At 63.3% G+C, this 6,738-nt stretch carries 5 protein-coding genes; 2 read left to right on the top strand and 3 right to left on the bottom strand.

The window, feature by feature from the left end:
• Positions 1-75: 75 nt before the first annotated feature.
• The gene (locus tag E5W87_RS27625) at positions 76-1,737 is read left to right on the top strand and encodes a VWA domain-containing protein (RefSeq protein WP_292404829.1); all 1,662 of its coding nucleotides are present in this window, start codon (positions 76-78) and stop codon (positions 1,735-1,737) included.
• Positions 1,738-1,799: 62 nt separating this feature from the next.
• Here E5W87_RS27625 and edd read toward each other — a convergent pair whose 3' ends face one another.
• The 3 genes from edd to zwf all read right to left on the bottom strand — a co-directional run bounded on the left by edd (position 1,800) and on the right by zwf (position 5,884).
• Positions 1,800-3,641 (bottom strand): phosphogluconate dehydratase, encoded by a 1,842-nt coding sequence (gene edd, locus E5W87_RS27630; protein ID WP_292404832.1) that lies wholly within the window; start codon positions 3,639-3,641, stop codon positions 1,800-1,802.
• A 75-nt stretch (positions 3,642-3,716) separates the two neighbouring features.
• A complete protein-coding gene (gene pgl / locus E5W87_RS27635; protein ID WP_292404834.1) occupies positions 3,717-4,433 on the bottom strand; it encodes a 6-phosphogluconolactonase in 717 nt (238 codons plus the stop codon).
• Positions 4,415-5,884 carry a glucose-6-phosphate dehydrogenase gene (zwf, locus tag E5W87_RS27640; RefSeq protein ID WP_292404837.1) on the bottom strand — a complete coding sequence of 490 codons (1,470 nt, stop codon included), beginning with the start codon at positions 5,882-5,884 and terminating at the stop codon, positions 4,415-4,417. The genes pgl and zwf overlap by 19 nt, the downstream gene beginning before the upstream one ends.
• A 307-nt stretch (positions 5,885-6,191) precedes the next feature.
• Here zwf and E5W87_RS27645 point away from each other — a divergent pair.
• On the top strand, positions 6,192-6,738 hold a 547-nt coding region (locus tag E5W87_RS27645; protein WP_292404839.1), incomplete at its 3' end, for a glucose 1-dehydrogenase.

Below are 6,738 nucleotides of genomic sequence, written 5' to 3' on the forward strand. Positions count from 1 at the left end.
GTCAAATAGCTTTCCCTTGCGAAGCAGGGTGTGCCGATACTCAGCAGACCCGAGGGGCTGGCTCAGGAGATTTTCATGGCGGGACTTGCGCGGAGCATCGCTGCGGCGATCCTCGTGTTGTGGATGACGACGCTCGGCCTTGCCGCCGATCGTGTCGTCATCGTTCTCGACGCCTCCGGCTCCATGTGGTCGCAGATCGACGGCAAGCCCAAGCTCGAAATCGCCCGCGAATCGCTCCGAACCGTGCTGCAATCGGTCCCCGCCGACAAGGAAATCGGCTTCATGGCCTATGGCCATCGCGAGAAGGGGAGTTGCGAGGACATCGAGCTCATCGTGCCGCCGCAGGCCGGCTCGGCAGGTGCTGTTTCCGCTGCCGCCGACAGCCTGAAATTTCTTGGCAGGACGCCGTTGACTTCAGCTGTCAGGCAAGCGGCCGAAGCGTTGAAATACACCGAGGACAAGGCCACGGTGGTTCTGATCACCGACGGGCTTGAGACCTGTAATGGCGACCCCTGTGCGCTCGGCAAGGAACTGAAGGCTGCCGGCGTCGACTTCACCGTAGACGTTGTCGGCTTCGGCCTGACCGCGGACGAGGGCAAGCAGGTCGCTTGCCTCGCCGACAACACCGGCGGCAAATACATCCAGGCGTCCGACGAGCAAGCGCTACAGAACGCGCTGGTCGAAACCATCGCCGCCGCACCTGCACCGGCGCGCGAACCAGCGCCTGCGCCGCAGCCAGCTCCAGAGCCGGAAAAGCCGGAGTTCAATTTCATGCCGACCGTGGTGCTAGCCGAGGGCGGCGATCCCGTCACCGACGGCAATTCCTGGGAGATCTACAAGGCGAGCTCCGACGGCACGCGCGGCGATTACGTCACCACCGAATACGGCGCCTACAAGGGCAGTCTGGAACCGGGCGACTACATAATTGTCGCGCGCGACGGCGAGGCCAGGATCGAACAGAAGATCAAGGTCGAGGCGGGCCAGGTCTATAAGCCTCTCTTCACGCTGAATGCCGGCACGCTCATCATTCATCCGCGGCCAAGTGAGGGAGCTGACGTGGCCGATGGCGCGGCTGTCGTGATCGCCTATCCGGGCGTCGATACGCCTCCGACTTACTATGGCGATACGAAAGTCGTGTTGCCGGCCGGCGACCAGAAAGTGACGGTCACGCTCGGACAGGGCGAGGTTACCGAAATCATCCCGCTCACGGCCGGCAGGGTCATCGACAAGGACGTCATCGTCGGCGTCGGCCACGTCGTCGCCAACGCCTACTATGTCGCCGGCGGCGACAAGGCCGACGGTTCGGGCATCGGCTTCAAGGTGTTCAAGGCAAAAAAGAAGATCGACGGAACGAGGGAAGAGGTGACTTATGCCTATGGTCCCGACAGCAAGTTCGATCTGCCGCCCGATGACTACGTCTTGCTGGCGACGGTCGGCCTTGCCGTTGCCGAGCAGCCGTTCAGCGTCAAGGCCGGTGAGAATCAGGATCTGAAGATCGCCATCAATGCCGGCGTGCTGGCGATCACCGCGCCAGGGGCCTCGAAGATCGAGATTTTCGATCCAAAGAAGGACGTCAACGGCAACCGCAAATCGCTCGGTTACGCCTATGACGAGAAATACCAGGCGGCGCTGCCGGCCGGCGACTATGCGGTCGTCTCGGAGAAGTTGGACAACAGCTCAAGGGAAAGCTCGGTGACGATCAAAGCCGGCGAGCGAACCGAGCTGACGGTGCAGTAGGGATGTAATTCGGCGCCGGCAAAAGGGCGGCCCGCGAGCCACAGCATTGCGCCGCCCTTTTTTCACTGCAATGCGAGTTCCGCCACGTTTCCGAAGGCGCTGGCGCCGTGATCGGCACGGCCGACCATTTGCCGGAACCCAGCGAAAAGCTCGCGGCCGAAGCCGAATTCATTGGCGATAAGATCGCTGTCCGCCGCCCGGCGCAGCGCGAAATCGCCTGCCGGCACCAGCACTTCCAGCGTTCCGGCGTCGGCGTCGAGCCTGATGATATCGCCGTCATGGATCCTGGCGATCGGCCCGTCCTCGACCGCCTCCGGCGTCACATGGATCGCCGCCGGCACCTTGCCGCTCGCGCCCGACATGCGCCCGTCAGTCACCAGCGCCACATGCTGGCCGCGATCCTGCAGGACGCCGAGCACGGTGGTCAGCCTGTGCAGCTCCGGCATGCCATTGGCTTTCGGCCCCTGGAAGCGGATGACGGCGATGAAGTCGCCAGTCAATGTGCCGGCCTTGAACGCCTCGTTGAGCCCTTGCTGGCTGTCGAAAACCTTTGCCGGCGCCTCGATGATGCGCCGCTCCGGTTTCACGGCGGAAGTCTTGATGACGGCGTGGCCGAGATTGCCGGAGAGCATTTTCAATCCGCCCGTCGGCTGGAACGCTTTCTTGAACGGCGCCAGCACCTTCTCGTCGCCGCTTTCGCGCGGCGAGGCTTCGCGCACCACGCCGCCATCGGCGCCGAGCTTGGCTTCGACCGCATAGGGCCTCAAGCCATCGCCCCACACCGTCTGGACGTCCTCGTGCAGGATACCTTCGTCGAGCAGTTCGCGGATCAGGTAGCCGAGCCCGCCGGCCGCATGGAAATGGTTCACGTCGGCAAGGCCGTTCGGATAGACCCGTGCCAGCAGCGGCACGGCTTCCGACAGGTCCGAAATATCCTGCCAGTTAATGGCGATGCCGGCCGCGGCCGCCATGGCGATCAGATGGATGGTGTGATTGGTCGATCCGCCGGTGGCGTGCAGGCCGACAATGCCGTTGACGATCGAGCGCTCGTCGATCATCCGGCCGACCGGCGTGTAGGCGTTGCCGAGCGCGGTGATCGCCAGAGCCCGCTTCGTCGCCTCTCGGGTCAGTGCGTCGCGCAACGGCGTGCCGGGGTTGACGAAGGAGGCGCCTGGCGTGTGCAGGCCCATGATCTCCATCAACATCTGGTTGGAGTTCGCCGTGCCGTAGAAGGTGCAGGTGCCTGGTCCGTGATAGGATTTGGACTCGGCCTCGAGCAGTTCGGTCCTTCCTGCCTTACCTTCGGCATAGAGCTGGCGGACCTTGGCCTTCTCGTCGTTGGGCAGGCCCGTCGTCATCGGCCCGGCTGGGATGAACACCGCCGGCAGATGGCCGAAAGTCAGGGCTGCGATTACCAGCCCCGGCACGATCTTGTCGCAGACGCCGAGATAGACGGCCGCGTCGAACATGTTGTGCGACAGGCCGATCGCTGCGGCCATAGCGATCACGTCGCGCGAGAACAGCGACAGCTCCATGCCGGGCTGGCCCTGCGTGACGCCGTCGCACATCGCCGGCACACCGCCGGCGACCTGGGCAATGCCGCCGGCTTCGCGCGCCGCGTCCTTGATCAGCGCCGGATATGTCTCGAAAGGCTGATGCGCCGACAACATGTCATTGTAGGAAGTGATGATGCCGAGGTTCGGCACTCGATCGCCGCCAAGTGCCACCTTCTCCGAAGGGCTGCAGACGGCAAAGCCATGGGCGAGGTTGCCGCAGGAAAGCACGGCCCGGTTGGCGGTGCGGTTCGAGGCCTCGGCGATGCGCCCGAGATAGGCTTCGCGGCCAGGTCTGGAGCGTTGGCGGATGCGCTCGGTGATGGCTTCAATGTCGCGTCGTGCGGTCATGTCGGTCGGTCCTTTCAGGCGCGGTCCCGGAAAACATCCTCCCGCCGTCCGCCGGGAACCACGGCAAGTTGAAAATCAGGGTGCCCAGAACACCTCTACGGGTGTCCGGGCAGCGTCGAGCACGGCGCGAATGGGCTTTTGTGTTCCCGATGCCATCGCGCTCTCGAATGCCTTGCGCTTGTCCTCGCCCTCGATATGCAGTGCGATGAAGCCAGCTTCGACGATCTGCGCCAGCGACAGCGTCAGGCGCGGCTCGCCAGCGCTTGCCGCGTGAACCGGGAGCACGACCCTTTCCGAGGACGGGTCGAGCAGTTTTGCCAGATTGTCGGCGTCCGGAAAAAACGATGCGGTATGGCCATCGGTTCCCATGCCAAGCACGACCACATCGAGCGGCCAGGGCACCGACCGCAACATCCTGCTATCGGACTCCGACATATCCTTGATGCTTGCTGCCTCTTCGTAGAGGGGCACGAAACGTGCGGCTGCGGCCGCGTTTTGCAAAAGATTAGCGGCGACCAGCCCGGCGTTGGAGCGCGGAGACGAGGCCGGTACACAACGCTCGTCGACCAGCGTCACCGTGACCTTGTTCCAGGCGATCGGGATATTCGAAAGCGATGCGAAAAATTTCGCCGGCGTCGTGCCGCCGGAAACGGCGAGCAGCCCGGTGCCGCGCTCAGCTATTGCATTGGTCAGGCGGCCTGCTACGTGGCCGGCAAGTGCTGCCGCCAGGTCCTGGCGTTCGGCAAACGCGTGCCAGCTGTAGGCGGCGCTGTTCAATTGCTCTCGTGCCATGTCCGCCCGTCGCGTTCGATCAGCGCAATCGAGGCCGAGGGACCCCATGTGCCGGCCGTGTAGCCCTGCGCCTCTTGCCTTCCGCTTTCCCAGGCATCCTGGATCGGGTCGATCCATTTCCACGCCGCCTCGACCTCGTCGCGGCGCATGAACAGCGTCTGGTTGCCACGGATGACGTCCATGATCAGTCGCTCATAGGCATCGGGCGCGCGGCCGTCGAAGGATTGCGCAAAGCTCATGTCCAGCGGGATCTGGCGTAGCCGCATGCCGCCCGGCCCCGGATCCTTGATCATGATGAACTGCTTGACGCCTTCGTCGGGTTGCAGCCTGATGACCAGCTGGTTGGCTGAGATCGGCCCGGCGCTGTCGCCGAAGATCGAGTGCGGGATCGGCTTGAATTCGATGACGATCTCCGAGACGCGGGTCGCCAGCCGCTTGCCCGTTCTGAGGTAGAACGGCACGCCCGCCCAGCGCCAGTTGCCGATTTCGGCCTTGAGCGCAACGAAGGTCTCGGTATTGCTGTTCTTGCCGAGCTCCTCGACATAGCCTTTTACCGGCCCGCCGGCCGAGGCCCCGGCACGGTACTGGCCGCGCACCGTGTGTTTGGGCGCTTCGTTGCCGTTGATGCGCTTCAGCGCGCGCAACACTTTCAGCTTTTCGTCGCGTACGGCATCGGCATCCATCGACGACGGCGCCTCCATGGCGACGAGACAGAGAAGCTGCAGCATGTGGTTCTGCACCATGTCGCGCAGCGCGCCGGCCTTGTCGTAATAGGTGACGCGGTCCTCGAGGCCGACCGTCTCGGCGACGGTGATCTGGACATGGTCGACATTGGCGGAATTCCACAGCGGCTCGTAGAGCGCATTGGCAAAGCGCAGCGCCATCAGATTCTGCACCGTCTCCTTGCCGAGATAGTGGTCGATGCGGAAGATCTGGCTTTCATGGAAATCATCGCCGACCAGATCGTTGAGCGCGCGCGCCGAGGCGAGATCACGCCCGATCGGCTTCTCCAGCACGATGCGCGAGTTCGGCGTGATCAGCCCGTTCTCTTTCAGCTTGTGCGAGATGTCGCCGAACAGCGCCGGCGCGACTGCTAGATAGAAGGCGCGGATGCATTCGCTGTCGCCGATCGCCGTCTTCAATTTGTCGAAGCCCGCGCCAGTGGTCGCATCGGCCGAGACGTAGGAAAGCCGCGCAAGGAACGTCTTCAGCTCCGCGGCGTCGATATCGGCCGGTCTCACATGGTCGGAAATCGCCTGCCTGGCGAAATCCCGAAATTCCTCGTCGGTCATTTTCGAGCGCGACGTGCCGATGATGCGCGTCGGTTCGGAAAACTGATGGTCGCGCTGGCGATGGTAGAGCGACGGCAAAAGCTTGCGTTCCGACAGATCGCCGGTGCCGCCGAAAATGATGAAGTCGAAAGGGTCGACGGGAATGATCTGGCTGGTCATGGTCTGTCCGCTTTGACACCGGTCGCTGTGACGCGGCTGATATAATCTAATCGATTTAGATTTTCCAGTGCCACGGCGTCACACCCCAAGCCAATCGAGCTTTACCGATTGGTCCTGATGTGTGCCCTTGACACTGGCGCAACCCGGACGCTTGTCGGCGAGGTGGTTCCGGGAGGCCTTCGCAGATGCAGCATAGAGCGGGATCGAGCTGAAAGCCAAAGGAGAAATTGAGAGTGTATATTGATCTTTCGGTGGCCATCGCCGGCGGCTGGCCGAGCCATCGTCTTCAATCATAAGCGAGAAAACCATGCGCCTGGAAAACAAAGTTGCCATCATCACCGGTGCCGCGTCAGGTTTCGGCGAGGGCATGGCCAAGCGCTTTGCCGAGGAGGGCGCGAGCGTCGTTGTCGCCGACCTCAACGCCAAGGGCGCCGAACGCGTCGCCAACGAGATCGGCCGCGCGGCGATCTGGACCCAGACGGACGTCTCGTCGCGTTCCGAGTTCGACGAGATGGTCGATGCCGCAAAGAGTGCCTTCGGCCGCGTCGACGTCATGGTCAACAATGCCGGCTACACCCATCGCAACGGCGACATGCTCGAGGTCGACGAGACGACCTTCGACCTGATCACGGCTGTCAACATGAAGGCGATCTACCACGCCGCTCTGGCGGTCGTGCCGATCATGGATCGGCAGGGCGGCGGCGTCATCCTGACCACGGCCTCGACGGCGGGCATCAGGCCGCGGCCCGGCCTTACCTGGTACAATGCGTCGAAGGGTTGGGCGATCACCGCAACCAAGTCGATGGCGGTAGAGCTCGCGCCCAAGAACATCCGCGTCAACTGCCTGTGTCCGG

This window comes from Mesorhizobium sp. (assembly GCF_004962925.1).
Taxonomy (GTDB): domain Bacteria; phylum Pseudomonadota; class Alphaproteobacteria; order Rhizobiales; family Rhizobiaceae; genus Mesorhizobium.

Excerpts from the sequence above, each read along its gene's own strand:
- edd (WP_292404832.1), bottom strand. The coding sequence starts at position 3,641 with ATGACCGCACGACGCGACATTGAAGCCATCACCGAGCGCATCCGCCAA.
- zwf (WP_292404837.1), bottom strand. The coding sequence starts at position 5,884 with ATGACCAGCCAGATCATTCCCGTCGACCCTTTCGACTTCATCATTTTC.
- E5W87_RS27625 (WP_292404829.1), top strand. The coding sequence starts at position 76 with ATGGCGGGACTTGCGCGGAGCATCGCTGCGGCGATCCTCGTGTTGTGG.
- pgl (WP_292404834.1), bottom strand. The coding sequence starts at position 4,433 with ATGGCACGAGAGCAATTGAACAGCGCCGCCTACAGCTGGCACGCGTTT.